Origin of the sequence: Oceanobacillus sp. J11TS1 (assembly GCF_018333215.1) — a bacterium.
Taxonomy (GTDB): domain Bacteria; phylum Bacillota; class Bacilli; order Bacillales; family Amphibacillaceae; genus Oceanobacillus.
The window spans coordinates 22,031-39,314 of sequence record NZ_BORO01000015.1 but is presented as its reverse complement, the minus strand read 5'-3'; the positions used below and the strand labels follow the sequence as shown (position 1 = coordinate 39,314).

The window sequence follows — 17,284 nt, the reverse complement described above, 5'->3', positions numbered from 1 at the left end:
TACTAACACTATAAAACTCTTACAAATAAATAGCAATAGTTACTTTTTTCGACATGGAGAATCGTTTTAACGAACTCTTTTTTGTGGATATAAGAATATCATTCGTGTTAATAGCAGTATCGGATAAACAAAGAAAATAAATAAAAACCAATCTGGAATAGGCCAGATAAATGAAGTAAACGAAAATACGATTATCGGGATTGTCATGGCACATGCTGTTAATTTCCACAACGTCCCATAATAGAGTTTACGATTAGATAGATAGACAATGCCCCTTCCTAAATATGCAATGAATGAAATAACTCCAATTAATAGAATAGACAAAATTAAATAATAGAACATAAAAAAATAGATAAGCTGAAGAATAAAGTTCATCTCCCCACCTAGGCCTGTCCAAGTTGTTAGACGAGAAACGAGTTCAGGCAATGATGCCAGCATAAATAAGATAAAAAGATAAATCATAATTTTATCCATTCCAATTCGATTTAACTGAAACATTGCTTTTTTTTGTGGGAGCAGAAGGCTTTCTTTTAGTATTTTTGTAAATTGCATTTTTCTCATCCTTTATTCACAAAGTAACATTTTTCGTGGAAAGCACCGTCTATCTATTTCCTGGCGTGTCGTTTTAACTGAAATTTTGGCCAAGCATAACAGGATTGTATTGAACAAATGGCTTCTATGATTTAATCCCTGCTTAAATGGCAACAATATTATTATAAAGGAAATATATTTTATATGGGTATGAAAATAGCGTTATTCGACAAATTTCCCGGGAAATAATTTAGAAATAATTGCATTTGCTCGTCTTTTAGCGAATCGGAATTTTTATTCTCTGCGCTTGTCGAAAGTTACTTTTGGCATGGGACTGGGACTGGGACTGCGATTACTCGTCCCACCGAAAACCACTTGCGATTACTCGCCCCATCGAAAACATTTGCGATTATTGTCCGATCAAAAGAAGATGCAGTTTTGAGTATTCCTCTTGTATACAAGGTACGATACAAGCCTTTCTACTAAATTCATGTTATCATAATAGAATATGTATTAAATCATGTTGTAACCTTCCATCGAATGGAGGAAGTGTACAGACAATTTGACTTTTAAACATCCTCTTAAAATGGTATATTTCCCTTTGAGAACAGAGGTTTTATTTTTTATCTATATTGCTAGAACGAGGTGCATTAAATGAACCAATCCAGAAAAATTACAGAAGGGGCATTAATGGTTGCTTTATTAATTGTGATATTAGTTGCTTCCTTACTTCCAATACTGAATGTAATCACACCTTTTGTATTGCCTGTTCCTTTTATTTTCTATGTCAAACGACATGGCGTGAAGGCAGGACTTGTTATGACGGTGGCTGCCGCTGTGATTACTATATTACTCATGTCTCTTTTTACATTGCCATTCATATTTGTGGCTGCTGCAGGCGGTATATTTATTGGGTATGCCATGCGTAAAAAGAATACGGCATACGAAACATTGGCTCAAGGTACATTTGGCTTTATCATTGGCATGCTCCTTTCATTTGTTTTTATTCAGACCCTATTAGGAGTAAACCTGGTGACGCAATTTGGAGGAATTGTGGAAGAATCTGTTAATATGAGTACATCCATGATAGGGAATTTGAATCCTGCGTTTAATTCAGAAGATGTTCAAGTGCTAGTAGACGAGCAAGTAAACTTATTGAAACAATTGCTTCCAACGTTTATCGTGATTTTTGCATTTATCTCAGCGTTTATCACACAATGGATAAGTTATAAATTGTTCAATCGGATTGAAAAGGAAAAGTTTTATTTTCCGCCCTTCCGTGAATTGCAATTTCCAGCTTCAATTATTTGGATCTACTTGTTAGCATTAATCTTATCCGTTATTGGTTTCGGGGAGGGGAGCACCCTAGCTTTTGGTGCACAAAACTTATTGATGATTGTAGGAATCGCATTGTCACTGCAAGGTTTTTCATTTATCTTTTATTTTGCACATATGAAGAAGATACCAAAAGTATTTCCTATCTTAATTGTTATTGCAACATTTCTTTTTCCAACATTTCTCCTTTATTTCATTCGAATCTTAGGTATAATTGATATAGGTTTCCGATTAAGAGGGCGGTTAAAACAATAATGATAGAAAGATTGTTGGATTTTGAAGGAGCTGAATACCTTGCCTAATTTAGAGAACAGACCTACATTGAGCAAACATGTGTGGATGATTTATATCCTCTCTTTCCTATTGCTTTTATGTGTGTGGTACTTTCAATGGATAGTAGGCTTAATTATGACAGTAGCCTTAGCTGCTTCATTTTATTATAGTATTCGAACGGAAAGAATGCTTCAAGATGAGGCTGAAGAATATATTTCGACCATTTCTCACCGAGTCAAAAAAGTTGGTTCAGAAGCATTACTAGAGATGCCTTTTGGTATTATTTTATTTAATGATAATTATCAAGTGGAATGGGCCAATCCGTTTATGAATCAATTTAGCCAAAATAAAGATAGGATTATAGGCGAATCGCTTAATAATTTGTCGGAGGATTTAATCCCGATGATTGTAGAGAATAGGGATGAAACCTGGGTGGAAATTGGGGATTATACGTTCCTTTGTGTTATTAAAAAAGAGGAAAAACTGTTGTATTTCCTTGACCGTACAGAACATCAGGTACTAAAGGAACGGTATCATAATGAACAAACGGTGCTCGCCATTATCTTTTTAGATAACTACGAAGAAATTACGCAAAATATGGATGATACAGCGAAGAGTCAGTTGAATTCACAAGTGACGGCCGTTCTGAATAACTGGTCTAGCCGTTATGGTTTGTATCTAAAGCGAACGTCCCAGGAAAGGTTTTTGGCAGTTGGAAATATAGAAATCCTGGAAGAACTAGAAAAAGTGAAATTCTCGATTTTAGATGAAGTTCGGGAAATGGAAGGTGCCCAGGGCAATCCTGTTACATTGAGTATCGGGGTTGGGGTTGGCAATATGACACTTCCTGAGATTGGAGAGGTAGCACAATCTAGTTTGGACCTGGCTTTAGGTCGTGGCGGTGACCAAGTTGCAATTAAGGACGAAAATGGGAAAGTTCGTTTTTATGGCGGTAAAACCAATCCGATGGAAAAACGAACCCGCGTAAGAGCACGTGTTATCTCCCATGCATTAAAAGAGTTGGTTCGTGCCAGTGATAATGTTATTATTATGGGACACAAAGCTCCAGATATGGATGCTATTGGTGCAGCTATTGGTGTGTTAAATATTGCTAAAACAAATAATGTGCCTGGTTATATTGTGTTTGATCAGAATAATATGGAGACGGATGTTTCTAGATTGATTGATCATATAAGAGAAGATGAAGAGCTTTGGGAACAATTTATCTCCCCAGAAGAAGCAGAGGATCTTATGGAGGATCAGCAAAGTTTATTAATTGTTGTGGATACCCATAAACCGAGTATGGTTGCCGTAGAAAGTTTGTTAAACTATACCGATTATAAAATTGTTATTGATCATCATCGCCGAGCAGAGGATTTCATTGATAATCCAACGCTTGTGTATATGGAGCCTTATGCCTCATCGACAGCTGAACTTGTTACAGAGCTATTAGAGTATCAGCCAAAAGGAACGAAATTGAAAATGCTTGAGGCCACGGCGTTATTAGCTGGAATTATTGTTGATACGAAAAGCTTTACACTGCGTACAGGCTCAAGAACATTTGATGCAGCATCCTTCCTCCGGTCTCAAGGAGCAGATACTGTATTGGTTCAGCGTCTGCTCAAAGAAAATCTGGATGTCTTTATCGAGCGCAGTCATATTATCGAAAGAACGCAAATTTATAATGACTATATTGCGATCGCCACAGCGCCGAGTGGAAAAGCATATAGTCCTGTACTGATTGCTCAGGCTGCGGATACGTTATTAACGATGGTAGGCATTTCTGCTTCTTTTGTTATTTCCGAACGAGCAGATGGCAGGGTTGGAATTAGTGCAAGGTCACTTGGTGATGTGAATGTCCAGATTATCATGGAAAAAATGAATGGTGGAGGTCACTTAACGAATGCAGCCACGCAAATGGAAGACAAGACGATTGACGAAGCAAAAGCAATGCTCATTGATATTATTGATGAGTTAGAGTATAAAAAAGGGAGAGATACAGAATGAGAGTTATTTTCTTAAAAGATGTAAAAGGGAAAGCAAAAAAAGGCGATGTAAAAAATGTTCCTGATGGCTACGCTCGTAATTACCTATTAAAAAATAATCTAGCAGAAGAAGCTACTTCTGGAAATTTAAAAGCTCTCGATGCGAAAAAGAAAAAGCAAGATAAATTAGAAATAGAAGCAAAAGAAAATGCGATTGCTTTAAAAGATAAATTGGCTGAATTAACCGTGGAAATAGAGGCGAAATCTGGAGATAGTGGTCGTTTATTCGGTTCTATTACAAGCAAGCAGATTTCAGAAGCATTAAACAAACAGCACGGTCATAAGGTTGATAAGCGTAAAATTGAATTAGATGAGCCGATTCGTGCGTTAGGTTACACCAATGTCCCTGTTAAATTGCATCCAGAGGTTTCTGGTTCTATAAAAGTCCATGTAAAAGAAAAATAATAGTATTATAGTGTATGTTTAAAAGGAGGATAAAAAAAGGGCTAGAAGTTCAGGCGGCACAGCTCCCCGTACTAGACCTTTTGAATATCCGCTTATAGAGAAAAAGTAATTTATATACCAACCAAGAAAAGAAGAAATTGGCACAAGGAAAAGCGCGCCGATTTCTTCTTTTCTAGGTGAGATAAGGATATACTGTTTTTAGGCAGGAGGATAATGAGATGAGTGCATCTTTTAATGATCGTACGCCACCGCATAATTTAGAAGCAGAGCAGTCGGTTTTAGGTGCTGTTTTTTTAGAACCAACAGCATTTGTACAGGCTTCTGAAATATTAATTCCAGAGGATTTTTACCGCGCTAGTCATCAACTTATTTTTACTGCTATGATGACTTTATCAGATCGTGGGGAACCAATCGATGTTGTTACGGTTACCACTTATTTAAATGATCGAAAGCAGTTAGAGGAAGCGGGCGGCGTATCTTATTTAACAGAGTTAGCAGAAAGTGTACCAACAGCAGCCAACGTCGAATATTACAGCAAAATTGTCGAAGAAAAATCAACTTTGAGGCGTCTCATTCGTAAGGCAACAGATATTGTAACCGCATCTTTTGAGAATGAAGATGAAGTGGAGGGCGTCTTAAATGATGCCGAAAAGAGTATTTTAGAGGTTTCTGGACGGAAAAATACAGGAGCCTTTAAAAATATAAAAGATGTTTTAATTGATGTGTATGATAATATAGAACAGCTCCATCAGCAAAAGGGTGATGTGACAGGTGTTCCAACTGGTTTCTTAGATTTGGACCGTATTACATCAGGCTTTCAACGTAATGATTTAATCATCATTGCAGCCCGGCCTTCTGTAGGGAAAACCGCATTTGCTTTAAATGTGGCTCAGAATGTTGCTGTGAAAACGGACGAAAATGTAGCTATTTTTAGTCTGGAGATGGGAGCTGATCAGCTTGTTCAGCGTATGCTTTGTGCAGAAGGAAATATCGACGCCCAACGGCTTAGAAATGGCCAGCTGCAAGCAGATGACTGGAGTAAATTGACCATGGCAATGGGTTCCCTGTCGAATGCAGGAATCTATATTGATGATACGCCGGGAGTAAGAGTGAATGAAATTCGTTCTAAATGTCGACGTTTGAAGCAGGAGCATGGACTTGGGATGATATTAATAGATTATTTACAGCTTATTCAAGGAAGTGGCAGTTCCAAGGAAAACCGTCAGCAAGAGGTTTCTGAGATATCTCGTTCCCTAAAAGCATTGGCCCGTGAGCTGGAGGTACCGCTAATTGCGTTGTCTCAGCTTTCACGTGGTGTAGAGTCAAGACAGGATAAACGGCCGATGATGTCTGATATCCGTGAATCAGGAAGTATTGAGCAAGATGCGGATATTGTCGGATTTTTATACCGTGATGATTATTATGATAAAGAAACAGAGAAACAGAATATTATCGAAATTATTATTGCGAAGCAGCGTAATGGTCCCACAGGTACAGTAGAGCTTGCTTTTGTTAAAGAGTATAATAAATTTGTGGATTTAGATCATCGTTACGGAGAAAATGATATCCCGCCGGCGATGTAATTTGGAAATTTATTTAAGTAAATTTACTATAGCTAGAATAAAATAGAATGCACAAAAGAGAGATTCAGCCTCCTATTAAATTGATAAGGCTGAATCTCTCTTTGTATGCTTTCCCATGTTTAAAACAATCATGCGGATAAGTGATAAAAATATAAACTGCCAAGCATCAACAAAATAGTTACAGCCCCTGTTATAAATGGCAGTGCGTACCTTTGTGGAACCAATTCGGAGAGCGGGCGCCGTTCTGAATCAGACATCCGGCTGAAAAAATGCTGAAAGCTGTAAAAAACAATATCAAAAAATCGTCCTTTAATGACATAACCTGCCAGAGCATACAAAAGAAGTGCAGCTCCAAAAACAAAGGAAACATTTATGTAACCCAAAAGGTCAATTCGATGGTAAAAAATAAAGCAGAATAAAAAGATAAGAAATTGGATAATTCCAACCCAAATGAAGATTTTTTTAACCATGATAGCAGTGTCCTCCAAGAAATAGATATGTAACATTATATCATTAAAAAAGATGTTCAAAAACTTCGATTACAATAACAGATTAAAAAAAGATTTTGCATACATCAGATAGAATAATAACATTCGAGTTCACGGAAAAAGAAGATAGATAAAATTCGGTCACAAATGATTAAAACAATTTAATAGATTCGAAAGAAAAGCAATTAGGAAAAAAGAATCATTTTTATAGAAAAAAACAGAAATTTTAATTGATTTTGCTTTCTATATTTAAATATTTATTAACGTATGGAAGCGTTGACATTACTGGGTTTTCGGTCGATAAATCTTTATTTAACGCGGTTGAATTATCTTTTATTTCAATATTAACTGAATTATAAAAATAATTTACATATTACACCAATATAGTGTAATATGTAATCACTATTAAAGAAAAAGGGGTGTACAGAAAGTGAAAAATTCAAAATATTATCTCATTATTGTTTTGGCATTAACCATGGTTATGATCGCAGCATGCGGATCAAACGACAGTAGCAATAATGAAAATAAAGAAGGAAGTTCAGATAGTGGTGACTCAGCTGCATCAGGTGAGCAAGTGCTGAATATGGTAGAGACAGCAGAAATTCCAACCGGCGATCCATCTTTAGCAACAGACGCTGCTAGTTTCATCGTGTTTGGACAAACCATGGAAGGTCTTTATGTCTTAGATGAGAATGACCAGCCAGTTCCGGCTATTGCAGATGGCGAGCCAGAAGTGAGTGAAGACGGACTTGTCTATACGTTTAAATTACGTGAAGATGCGGCATGGTCTAATGGAGAACCTGTAACAGCACATGACTTTGTTTATTCTTGGCAAAGAGCATTAAATCCTGACACTGGTTCACAATATGCGTACATGTTCTCTGGAATCATTGAGAACGCTACAGACATTATGAATGGTGACGCAGATCCAGAGGAATTAGGAGCTGTAGCCGTAGATGATCATACATTAGAAGTAACACTGGAACAACCAGTTGAATATTTGAATTCATTATTGGCTTTTGGTACGTACCTTCCATTAAATGAAGATTTTGTTGAAGAAAAAGGCGATAGCTTTGGAACCAATAGTGATAACATGCTTGCAAACGGTCCATTTGTATTAACGGAATGGGACGGTTCCGGGTTAACTTGGAAATACGTAAAAAATGAACACTACTATGATGTAGATAATGTAAGCCTTGATGAAGTCAATGTACAAGTCGCCAAAGAGCCAAGTACAGCAGTAAACTTATATGAAACAGGCGAAGTAGATCGTACAGCAGCATTGAGTGCAGAATATGCCAAACAATATGCAAATCATGAAGACGCTGCAACTTTTGAAGAGGGTAGCTCTTGGTACCTTAAATTTAACCAAGAACGTAATGGGGAAGAAACACCATTAGCAAATGAAAATATCCGTAAAGCAATCGCAATGGCTTTTGATAAAGAAGCATTTACAGAACAGGTTCTATCTAACGGTTCCATTCCTACCGACGGCTATGTACCGCGTGGTTTAGCAACGAACCCTGAAACAGGAGAAGACTTCCGTGAAGAAAGTGGAAGCCTGATAAGCTATGATGTAGAAAAAGCTCAAGAACATTGGGAAAAAGGTCTAGAAGAATTAGGTGTAGATTCACTTGAACTTGATTATTTAAGTGATGACACGGAAAACGCAAAAAGAACTGCGGAGTATTTCAAAGATCAATTAGAAACAAACCTTGAAGGTTTAACACTCACATTGGAAAATGTACCATTCAAAAATCGTTTGGATAGAACAACAGATCAAGACTACGATATGGTAATGCATGGTTGGGGACCAGATTACTTGGACCCATTAACTTTCCTTGATTTATACGTTACAGATGGAGCGAATAACCAAGCAAGTATTTCCAATGAAAAATTTGATCAGTTGATTGAAGATGCGAAAGTAACATATGCAAATGATTCTGCAAAACGTTGGGAAGCAATGCTTGAAGCTGAAAAAATTCTTGTTCAGGAAGATACAGCGATTGCACCTATCTATCAACGCGGAAGATTAACACTTATTAAGCCATATGTAAAAGGTTTAGAAGAGCATTTATTCGGTCCTGACTATACACTGAAAAATGTCACAATTGAAAAATAATCATCCGTGAGAAATAAATACTGTTTGGAAAAGAGAGACTTTTTTGTGAAAAGTACTCTCTTTTCCTCATTTTTACAGGTATTTAGAATATTTTTATTTATTTGTATTTAGGAGGACAGAATATGGCGAGATATATTACGAAGCGTATCATTTATTTGATTATTACGCTGTTTATTATTGCTTCCGTTACCTTTTTTCTAATGAAGTTTTTACCGGGGACCCCATTTCAAAATCAAGAACGACTAACGATAGAGCAGCAGGAGATTTTAAATGCCAAGTATGGGTTAGATCAGCCGATTCCAGTACAGTATATGAATTATATGTTGAATATTGTTAAAGGTGATTTAGGGGTATCCTTTCAATTTGAAAATCAACCTGTAATGGACTTGCTGATGAATCGAATTGGACCATCTCTGCAGCTTGGTGTACAAGCAATGATTATAGGTACCATCGTCGGTATTGCACTCGGAGTGCTTGCTGCCATGTTTCAAAATACATGGATTGATTATGGAAGTACATTTTTAGCAATACTAGGGAAGTCAATTCCATCCTTTGTACTAGCTGCATTATTGCAATATTACATTGGGGTAAAACTGGGATGGCTGCCAGTCGCCTCATGGAATGGTTTTTCCTCATCTATTATGCCTACCATTGCACTTGCCTGTTTCCCGATAGCAACGGCAGCACGTTTTATGAGGACAGAGCTGATAGAAGTATTTGGATCGGATTATATTACCTTAGCAAAAGCGAAAGGAAACTCACGCATGGAGGTAGCGGTGAAACATGCTATCCGTAATGCATTAATTCCGTTGATTACGGTATTAGGGCCAATGGCAGTAGGGTTAATGACTGGTTCCATGGTGGTAGAAAAAGTATTTGCTGTACCAGGAATCGGTGAGCAATTTGTAAAATCAATTATGACAAATGATTTCCCAATCATTATGGGGACAACCTTATTTTTTGCCTTCTTATTGACGGTGATCATTTTAATTATCGATATTCTGTATGGAATTATTGATCCAAGAATTCGTCTGACTGGAGGCGATAAATAATGAATAGAGAGTTAGAAGAAATACCAAAAGAAAGATTTGAGCCTGCTCCACAGGATCATGCTGCAAGTGAAAAATTGGAGAAGCCACAGCTTTCCTTTGCGAAAGATGCCTGGCTGCGGGTGCGAAAAAATAAGGCTGCAATTGTCAGTTTAGTTATTTTGGGGCTTGTCGTACTTATGGCTATTATTGGGCCGCATCTTACCGGACATGATGGTTATGAACAAGATGTAACAAGAAATAACCTTCCACCGCGTGTACCAGTTTTAGAGAATATGGGTATTTTTGATGGTACGCAAAAAATCGGCGGTGAAGAGGTAAATAAATATGAACAAATGAATATAGATGAATACTACTGGTTTGGTACGGATAGTCTGGGCCGAGACTTATTTACCCGTGTATGGCTAGGAACACGAGTATCTCTATATATTGCTGTATTAGCAGCTGTGATTGATATGTTAATTGGCGTTATTTACGGTTTAATTTCTGGATTTAAAGGCGGCAGAGTCGATAATGTGATGCAACGAATTTTGGAAATCATGTCTGGTATTCCAAATTTAATTGTAGTTATTTTAATGCTATTAATCTTAAAACCTGGTATTATGTCCATCACCATCGCCATGGTAATAACGGGTTGGATTGGTATGGCAAGGGTTGTCCGTGGTCAAGTGCTCAAATTAAAAGACCAAGAGTACATACTCGCATCTCGCACATTGGGAGCAAAAAATAATCGATTGCTGTTTAAGCATTTGTTGCCAAACCTATCAGGGGTTATTATTATCAACACCATGTTCACGATTCCTAGCGCCATTTTCTTTGAAGCCTTCCTAAGCTTTATTGGTATTGGATTACAGGCTCCAGAGGCATCCTTAGGTACACTGATTGAGGACGGCTATAAAACGTTTCAATTTTTACCTCATCTAATGATTATTCCGTGTATCCTTATTTGTGTGATTTTGATTGTATGTAATTTAATTGGAGATGGACTACGTGATGCATTTGATCCGAAAATGCGCGACTAAAGTTGAGGTGAAATAACATGAAAAAAATATTAGAAGTAAAAGACCTTCATATATCGTTCCATACATTTGCAGGAGAAGTGCAGGCAATCCGGGGTGTAGATTTTGATTTATACGAAGGAGAGACACTGGCGATTGTTGGGGAATCTGGTTCAGGTAAATCGGTAACGACCAAGTCTATTATGCGTTTGTTGCCGGAGGGGAATTCTGAAATTAAATCAGGGGAAATCCTGTTTAATGGCGAAAATCTCGCAACTGCATCGGAAAAAAAGATGCAAAAAATTCGCGGGAAAGATATTTCTATGATATTTCAGGATCCAATGACTTCCTTGAATCCAACGATGACCATTGGCAAACAAATTATGGAACCATTAAGAAAGCATCGAAATTTAAATAAAAGTGAAGCAACAAAGCGAGCAATCAAATTATTGGATTTAGTTGGTATTCCAAAACCAGAGACTCGCTTGAAACAATATCCGCATCAGTTCTCAGGCGGTATGAGACAGCGTGTGGTAATTGCAATCGCACTTGCTTGTGCTCCTAAAGTATTAATTGCTGATGAACCAACAACTGCTTTGGATGTAACCATTCAAGGGCAAATACTAGACTTGATGAAAGAACTGCAAAAGAAAATTGAAACATCTATCATTTTTATTACCCATGATTTAGGTGTTGTAGCCAATGTTGCTGATCGTGTAGCAGTAATGTATGGTGGTAAAATTGTTGAAGTGGGAACGGTAGATGAGATATTTTATAATCCGCAGCATCCATATACATGGGGATTAATCAGCTCGATGCCAAGCCTGGATACGCAGGACGAGGAGTTATACGTCATTCCTGGTACGCCTCCGGATTTGCTTCATCCGCCTAAGGGTGATGCCTTCGCACCGAGAAACGAATATGCTATGAAAATAGATAGAGAAGAACAGCCGCCAATGTTTAAAGTATCGGATACGCATTATGCTGCAACTTGGTTATTGCACCCAAATGCGCCGAAAGTAGAACCCCCATTGGTAGTTCAAGAGCGACAAGCTAAGTTTCACGCTTCTTTAAAGGGGGGAAAGTGATATGGCAGAGAAACTATTAGAAGTAAAAAACCTAAAGCAATATTTTAATATTGGCAAACCCAAAGAAGTACGAGCTGTTGACGATATAAGCTTTGATATTTATAAAGGAGAGACGCTTGGACTTGTTGGGGAATCGGGTTGTGGAAAATCAACGACTGGAAGATCATTGATTCGCCTATATAATGCTACAGGCGGGGAAGTATTATATAACGGAGTAAATGTACATGGAAAAAAATCAAGATCGGAACTAAAAACATTTAACCAGAAAATGCAGATGATTTTCCAAGATCCCTATGCATCTTTAAATCCAAGAATGAAAGTCTCTGATATTATTGCCGAGGGTATCGACATCCATGGACTTGCTAAATCCTCCAAGGAACGCACAGAAAAGGTCCACCGACTGCTTGAAACAGTAGGCTTGAACAGGGAGCATGCCAATCGCTATCCCCATGAATTTTCCGGCGGACAGCGACAAAGAATCGGGATTGCCCGTGCGTTAGCGGTAGAACCTGAATTTATAATAGCGGATGAACCAATATCTGCTTTGGATGTATCTATCCAAGCACAAGTGGTTAACCTGTTAAAAAAATTACAAAAAGAACGTGGATTAACATACTTATTTATTGCCCATGATTTATCGATGGTAAAATATATTAGTGATCGTATTGGTGTGATGTATTTTGGAAAATTGGTTGAGCTAGCTCCTGCTGAAGATTTATATCGGAATCCAATGCATCCATATACGCAATCCCTTCTTTCGGCTATTCCACTTCCGGATCCGGAATATGAAAGGACACGTACCCGTAAAACGTATCATCCTGAGGATCATCAATATGCAGAAGGAGAAGACGTTAAGATGCGTGAAATTTCTCCAGGACATTTTGTGCTCTGTTCGGAAAAGGAATTTGAACAATATAATACAAATTATAACCATTTATAACGGAGATTAATGAGAATTTCTACAGTTACCATTAAAAAAGACCGCATAAAATCAAGCTTCTCTTAGTTGATTTTATGCGGTCTTTTTAATTTTTAGCACGATAAAGGACGTAGCAAGTTAAATCTTGTATAATAAAAGTTATAAAAAATAGTTTACAAGACGAAATGAGGTGGCGGTGTATATGAAGTGGAAATTTGTATTAAATATTGATCGAATTTTCTTTCAACACACAGGAACGGAGAAATTAGAACGCCTTGCGCGAGAAGGGTGGATTGTGGGGAAATTAAGATGTGGAGGGTTTCTTTTTCAGTTAAAAAAAGAGGAACCAAAGGAAGTACAGTATCAACTGGGTTTTCAGCCAATTCCGGAATCAAATGAAGCTATTCCTCACCCAGGACAAGGCTGGGAAGTGGTAGACGCAATCGATTGTGTGCAAGTTTACCGGGCTGCTCCAGATGCTCCGCCGATAGAGATGAATCATGAACAGCTCATGGAACAAATAAAACAAGAAGAACATTTGCTAAGGAAATATACGTTGTCATTATTTATTTTTTTAATTCTTTCCTTTGTATTACATATAATAGTAGGTTGGGCTTTGGTAGAAATGATTTTACTAGGCGGAATTATTATGTTATTGATAGCGTTTCTTCTATTTTTAGCTTTGTATATTCTTAATAGGTACCGACAGCATAATTTAAAAGAATTGTAATGTAATAAATATAATTGAAACAAAAAGGATAATTTTAGGAAATGCATTGTCTGAATTGAGACATAACCGGAGGATACAAACGTATATAGGAGGAAAAGGCAGAAAAGCTCGTATATAATTCGGCAGACGGAATATATTGCTTGAAACGATTGTTAAATGGCTCTTTAGCCGGTTTGAGCTTTGTTCAGAACTCTTCTATAATTTATAGTGTTGGCTTGAAGCGAATAAATACATCTATATGGGTGCTGAGAAATAAATGAGTCTATTGTTGGTTCATTTATTTTTATTTCTAGCGTAAATGGGGAACGACAGTCATATTAACTTAGAAGTTCTGCAAACGAAAATAATATAGAGAGGTGATTACATGGCAGTGGTTGAAGCAAAAAATTTGTCTAAAATCTTTGGCAAAAACATCGGCCAATCTATAAAAATGTTAGATCAAGGTATGACGAAAGAAGAGATACTCAAAAAAACGGGGAATACTGTCGGCGTAAACCGTGCAAGTTTTTCAGTTGAAGAAGGCGAAATTTTTGTAATAATGGGACTTTCAGGCAGCGGAAAGTCTACGTTGGTTCGATTAGTAAATCGTTTAATTGATCCAAGTGAAGGATCCATCCTTATAGATGGAAAAGAATTAGCGACATTAGATAAGAAAGCTCTGAGACAAGTGCGTCGTGAAAAATTAGGAATGGTGTTTCAACAATTCGCTCTTTTCCCGCATCGCACGATTTTACAAAATGCCGCATTTGGCTTAGAAGTGCAAGGTGTCGATAAAGAAGAACGGGAAAAACGAGCGGAGGAATCACTAAAAATGGTTGGTCTAGGTGACTATATACATCAAAAACCAGGCCAATTATCTGGTGGCATGCAGCAGCGTGTCGGACTGGCCCGTGCGTTAGCGAATGACCCCAAAGTTCTATTAATGGACGAAGCTTTCTCCGCACTTGATCCACTTATCCGTAAAGAAATGCAGGATGAGTTAATTGATTTACAAGCTACAATGAAGAAAACCATTATCTTTATTACGCATGATCTTGATGAAGCACTTCGTATAGGTGATCGTATTGCGTTAATGAAAGACGGTGTGATTGTTCAAATCGGAACACCGGAAGAAATCTTAATGAATCCAGCAAATGACTACGTGGAGAAATTCGTAGAAGACGTGGACCGCTCTAAGATTCTTACAGCAAGCCATATTATGAAACGTCCAGAAACAATTAATATAGAGAAACATGGCCCGCGCGCAGCGTTAGAAAGGATGCGCAAAGAAGGAATCTCAAGCATCCTTGTTGTCGATGGAAACCGTCGCTTACAAGGCTATGTAACAGCGGATGATGCTTCCGAAGCGCGTAAAAAAGAAGTATCTAATATTAAAGAAATCCTAAAAACGGATATATTAAAAGTTGCTCCAGAAACCTCCATGCAAGAAATTTTCCCTATGATTTATGACACTCCTGTTCCGCTTGCTGTTGTAGAAGAGAGTGGTCGTTTGAATGGAATTATTGTCCGCGGTGCAGTATTAGCCGCACTTGCAAATGATGGAGAGGTGAATATGGATGCTTGATTTTTTGAAAGATATACCAATACTGCGCTATATAATTAAACAAATACCTTTAGCAGAAGGAACAGAAAAGGCAACGAAGTGGATTCAGGAAAAATTCGCCTTTCTTTTTGACCCTATAAAGGAACATTTTGGAAATGTTATGGACTTTGTGTCAGGGGATGTTTTAGCAAATATCCCGCCGGTTCTTTTTATCTTAATTGTTGCCGTGATTGCATTTTTTGTTTCCGGTAAAAAGATTGGTTTAGCAGTATTTTCAATTGTTGGTTTATGGTTTGTTTATAACCAAGGCCTTTGGGAAGCATTGATGTCTACGGTGACATTAGTTATTCTAGCAAGTTTATTATCTGTGATTATTGGTGTTCCTGTGGGAATATTAATGGCGAAAAGCAAAATTGCTAATACGATATTTACCCCAATTCTGGACTTTATGCAGACTATGCCGGCATTCGTATACTTAATCCCGGCGGTAGCATTTTTCGGGATTGGAATGGTTCCAGGTGTGTTCGCATCACTTATCTTTGCGACACCTCCAACGGTTCGGTTTACAAACTTAGGTATTCGTCAAGTTTCTAATGATTTAGTGGAAGCATCGGATTCATTTGGTGCGACAGGATCACAGAAGCTATTTAAAGTAGAATTACCAATGGCCAAGTCTACAATTATGGCTGGTATTAACCAAACAGTTATGCTTGCTTTATCCATGGTCGTAATCGCGTCAATGATCGGTGCACCTGGACTTGGCAGTCAAGTACTTTCTTCTCTGCAACGCGCATCTGTAGGTACCGGATTTGTTGCAGGTGTTGGTATTGTAATTCTAGCAATTATTATTGACCGCATTACACAAAATATGAATAAATCAAAAGAATAAATTTGCATGACAATCTTTTCATGAGAGAGGTAACTCCCTCTCATGCATGAAAAGTGTCTATATAGGAAAATCTAAATTTTAAGAAAAGGGGAGTTTTATTTATGTCTAAATGGAGCCTTAAACGTGCCGGACTTATCGGTTCATTAGCACTAGGATTAGTTGTTGCAGGTTGTGGCAGTAATGGTGGAGATGGCGATTCTTCTGAAGGTGGAGCTGATGGAGAAATTGAATTAGCTTACGTTGAATGGGATACGGAGATAGCATCTACCCATGTTGTTGGGAAAGTGTTGGAAGACTTAGGTTATGATGTAACATTAACAGCACTGGAAAATGCATTTATGTGGGAAGCGGTTGCCAATGGTGAAGTTGACGGAATGGTAGCTGCCTGGTTGCCGGGAACACATGCGGAACAATTCGAAACTTACGGTGATCAAGTAGAACAGCTTGGGCCTAATTTAGAAGGCGCTAAAATTGGACTTGTCGTACCTGAATACATGGATGTAGATTCAATTGAAGATCTTACGGATGAAGCTGGTCAAACCATTACAGGTATTGAAGCAGGTGCTGGTGTTGTAGCTGCTGCGGAAAACGCTGTGGAAGAATATGATAGCTTGGATGGCTGGACTTTACAAACATCTTCTTCTGGCGCAATGGCAACAGAATTAGGCGGTGCCATTGATAACAAAGAAGAGATTGTTGTTACTGGATGGTCTCCGCACTGGAAATTCCAGAAATATGATTTAAAATATCTTGATGATCCAAAAGGCGTGTTTGGGGAAGCAGAATCCATTGAAACAATGGTTCGTGAAGGCCTAAAAGATGATGCTCCAGAAGTGTACCAAGTTTTAGATAACTTCAACTGGACTACAGATGATATGGAAGAGGTTATGTTAAACATTAGTGAAGGTGCTTCTCCGGAAGATGCTGCAGCTGAATGGGTAGAGGCTAACCAAGATAAAGTAGATGAATGGACAGAAGGAATTGAATAATTAACTTTTATCTTCAAAAGGCGACTCCAATCATTGTGTTGGGGTCGCCTTTCTTGTAGGTTAGAAAAGTACAATCAATTTGGCCGCTCGAAAAAAAGGAAAAGCGCTCCAAACCAAGTTAAATCCGCTCCGAAAAAGGAAAAAGCGCTCCACCCCAAGTTGAACGCGCTCGAAAAAAAGGAAAAGCGCTCCGCCCCAGGTTGACCCCGCTCCGAAAAAGGAAAAAGCGCTCCGCCCCAGGTTGACCCCGCTCCGAAAAAGGAAAAAGCGCTCCAACCCAAACTGCCTCCGCTCCAA

Annotated in this window: 15 protein-coding genes; 13 read left to right on the top strand and 2 right to left on the bottom strand. The window is 38.0% G+C overall.

Annotated elements, in window-relative coordinates; translation table 11 throughout:
* Window positions 1–66 precede the first annotated feature (66 nt).
* Window positions 67–552 (bottom strand): hypothetical protein, encoded by a 486-nt coding sequence (locus KI343_RS12615; RefSeq protein WP_212926782.1) that lies wholly within the window; start codon window positions 550–552, stop codon window positions 67–69.
* 633 nt (window positions 553–1,185) lie between these two features.
* Here KI343_RS12615 and KI343_RS12610 point away from each other — a divergent pair.
* From KI343_RS12610 to dnaB, 4 genes are all read left to right on the top strand, one after another.
* Window positions 1,186–2,121: a YybS family protein gene (locus KI343_RS12610; RefSeq protein ID WP_212926781.1), complete on the top strand. Its 936-nt coding sequence runs from the start codon at window positions 1,186–1,188 to the stop codon at window positions 2,119–2,121.
* A 39-nt stretch (window positions 2,122–2,160) separates the two neighbouring features.
* Window positions 2,161–4,146 carry a DHH family phosphoesterase gene (locus KI343_RS12605; RefSeq protein WP_280530136.1) on the top strand — a complete coding sequence of 662 codons (1,986 nt, stop codon included), beginning with the start codon at window positions 2,161–2,163 and terminating at the stop codon, window positions 4,144–4,146.
* Window positions 4,143–4,589 carry a 50S ribosomal protein L9 gene (rplI, locus tag KI343_RS12600; protein ID WP_212926780.1) on the top strand — a complete coding sequence of 149 codons (447 nt, stop codon included), beginning with the start codon at window positions 4,143–4,145 and terminating at the stop codon, window positions 4,587–4,589. The genes KI343_RS12605 and rplI overlap by 4 nt, the downstream gene beginning before the upstream one ends.
* 218 nt (window positions 4,590–4,807) lie before the next feature.
* Window positions 4,808–6,172 carry a replicative DNA helicase gene (gene dnaB / locus KI343_RS12595; RefSeq protein ID WP_212926779.1) on the top strand — a complete coding sequence of 455 codons (1,365 nt, stop codon included), beginning with the start codon at window positions 4,808–4,810 and terminating at the stop codon, window positions 6,170–6,172.
* Between the two features lie 128 nt (window positions 6,173–6,300).
* Here dnaB and KI343_RS12590 read toward each other — a convergent pair whose 3' ends face one another.
* Window positions 6,301–6,642: a DUF3899 domain-containing protein gene (locus KI343_RS12590; RefSeq protein ID WP_212926778.1), complete on the bottom strand. Its 342-nt coding sequence runs from the start codon at window positions 6,640–6,642 to the stop codon at window positions 6,301–6,303.
* 448 nt (window positions 6,643–7,090) lie between these two features.
* Between KI343_RS12590 and KI343_RS12585 the strand changes: the two genes are divergently transcribed.
* The 9 genes from KI343_RS12585 to KI343_RS12545 all read left to right on the top strand — a co-directional run bounded on the left by KI343_RS12585 (window position 7,091) and on the right by KI343_RS12545 (window position 16,987).
* A complete protein-coding gene (locus KI343_RS12585; protein ID WP_212926777.1) occupies window positions 7,091–8,782 on the top strand; it encodes a peptide ABC transporter substrate-binding protein in 1,692 nt (563 codons plus the stop codon).
* 122 nt (window positions 8,783–8,904) lie between these two features.
* Window positions 8,905–9,834, top strand: coding sequence for an oligopeptide ABC transporter permease (gene opp3b, locus KI343_RS12580; RefSeq protein ID WP_212926776.1), 930 nt, complete (start codon window positions 8,905–8,907; stop codon window positions 9,832–9,834).
* Complete coding sequence (gene opp3C / locus KI343_RS12575) at window positions 9,834–10,853, top strand: oligopeptide ABC transporter permease (RefSeq protein ID WP_212926775.1); 1,020 nt, start codon at window positions 9,834–9,836, stop codon at window positions 10,851–10,853. Before opp3b ends, opp3C begins: the two co-directional genes overlap by 1 nt.
* 17 nt (window positions 10,854–10,870) lie before the next feature.
* Window positions 10,871–11,917, top strand: a complete 1,047-nt coding sequence (locus KI343_RS12570; protein ID WP_212926774.1) for an ABC transporter ATP-binding protein — start codon at window positions 10,871–10,873, stop codon at window positions 11,915–11,917.
* A 1-nt stretch (window position 11,918) separates the two neighbouring features.
* Window positions 11,919–12,857, top strand: a complete 939-nt coding sequence (locus tag KI343_RS12565; RefSeq protein ID WP_212926773.1) for an ABC transporter ATP-binding protein — start codon at window positions 11,919–11,921, stop codon at window positions 12,855–12,857.
* Window positions 12,858–13,038: 181 nt separating this feature from the next.
* The gene (locus KI343_RS12560) at window positions 13,039–13,566 is read left to right on the top strand and encodes a DUF2812 domain-containing protein (protein ID WP_212926772.1); all 528 of its coding nucleotides are present in this window, start codon (window positions 13,039–13,041) and stop codon (window positions 13,564–13,566) included.
* A gap of 364 nt (window positions 13,567–13,930) precedes the next feature.
* Window positions 13,931–15,130: a quaternary amine ABC transporter ATP-binding protein gene (locus tag KI343_RS12555; RefSeq protein WP_212926771.1), complete on the top strand. Its 1,200-nt coding sequence runs from the start codon at window positions 13,931–13,933 to the stop codon at window positions 15,128–15,130.
* A complete protein-coding gene (locus KI343_RS12550) occupies window positions 15,123–15,998 on the top strand; it encodes an ABC transporter permease (protein ID WP_212926770.1) in 876 nt (291 codons plus the stop codon). Before KI343_RS12555 ends, KI343_RS12550 begins: the two co-directional genes overlap by 8 nt.
* A 101-nt stretch (window positions 15,999–16,099) precedes the next feature.
* On the top strand, window positions 16,100–16,987 hold the full coding sequence (locus KI343_RS12545) for a glycine betaine ABC transporter substrate-binding protein (RefSeq protein WP_212926769.1): 888 nt from the start codon (window positions 16,100–16,102) through the stop codon (window positions 16,985–16,987).
* The last annotated feature ends 297 nt before the right edge of the window (window positions 16,988–17,284 follow it).